The 1,339-nt window shown below is 67.7% G+C and carries 1 protein-coding gene; it reads right to left on the bottom strand.

What is annotated here, in order from left to right; all coding sequences use genetic code 11:
• Positions 1-1,339 (bottom strand): condensation domain-containing protein (locus ACJ8IN_RS24605; protein WP_442519557.1); only part of this gene is annotated, 1,339 nt, incomplete at both ends.

The raw sequence follows: 1,339 nt of genomic DNA, 5'->3' as shown, positions 1-1,339 counted from the left end.
TCCGCGCCGCTCACCAGCGCGGTGGCGTCCGGCGTGCGGCGCACCTGCTGCTCGAACAGCGCCGCCAGCGTCTGATCCAGCGGGTAGTCACGCTCGGTGCGGTTCCAGCCATGCAGCAGCAGTTCGCGTTCCGCCTCCGGCACCACCGCCAGTGAACACACCGGCGTCTCCGGCGCCTGCTCCAGCGCTTGCGCCAGTGAGCTCAGCGCCTGCACCATATAGTCACACACCCGCTGGGCATCGACCGTCTCGGTCACCTGCGCCGTCAGGCCCAGCGAATCGCCGCCGTCCTCCACCGATAACACGAACGGATAGTTGGTGCGCTCTTCGGCGCTCAGCAAGCTGACGCCTTCCGGCAACGCCACTGCTTCGCCGTTGTTGTGGCGATAGTTGAGCAAGGCGCTGAACAGCGGCGCCCCAGGGCTGACGCCGCTGCAGCGCTGCGCCAATGCCAGCGGCGCATGTTCATGCGCCAGCAGCCCGCTCAGCCGCACGTGCGCCTCTCTTGCCACCGTCTCCACGCCTCGCCGATCGATGCCCAGACGCAGCGGCAACGTGTTGATAAACAATCCCAATGCCCGTTCCGCGCCTTCGCCGCCCTGCAGACGCCCCAGCAATACGGTGCCGAACACGACCGAGTCTCGCCCGCTGACGCTCGCCAGCACCTGCGCCCAGGCCAGGTGGCACAGGCTGGCCAGGCTGACGCCCAGCCGCCGCGCCTGTCGCCGCAACCGCAGGTTTAGCGCCGAAGAGAGTGCCTGGTAGCGGCAGGCGATTTGCCGCCCTTCGCCGTGCACGTCGCTCAGGCCAAACGGCAGCACCGGCTCGCTGATATCCGCCAGCATGTCGCGGAAGAAGCTTTCGTGCTCCGCCTCGCTGAGAGCCAGGCGCGCCTGCGCCACCGCATTGCGGAACGGCTGGGCGACGCCCAACTGTGCCCCACGGCCGGCGAGGATCTCGCCGATCTCTTGCTCCATGAAGGCCAGCGTGGAGTGATCGCCAATCAGATGATGCCACTGCTGCAAGGCGCACCAGCTGCCGTCCTCCTCCTGCGTGACGGTAAAGTTGAGCAGCGGCGCGCGGGTCAGATCCTGCCGCTGCTGCAACGGATCAAAGCTGGCCGCCAGCTGTCGCCAAATCGGGCCGTCAGCCGGATCGAAACGCCGCTCGCTCAGCGCCAGCTCAGCCTTGCGCCACACCACCTGCACCGGCGAGGACATGCCCTGCGTGATGAACGCGGTGCGCAGAATGTCATGGCGATCGATCACCTGCTGCATCGCCGCCAGCCAGGCGTCCAGGCGCGCACGGCTGTCGAAACGCAGCACCGCAGACAGCTGGT

The sequence above is a fragment of the Serratia sp. CY31944 genome, from assembly GCF_052169175.1.
Lineage (GTDB): Bacteria > Pseudomonadota > Gammaproteobacteria > Enterobacterales > Enterobacteriaceae > Serratia > Serratia sarumanii.
This window is presented reverse-complemented; position numbering and strand designations above follow the sequence as displayed.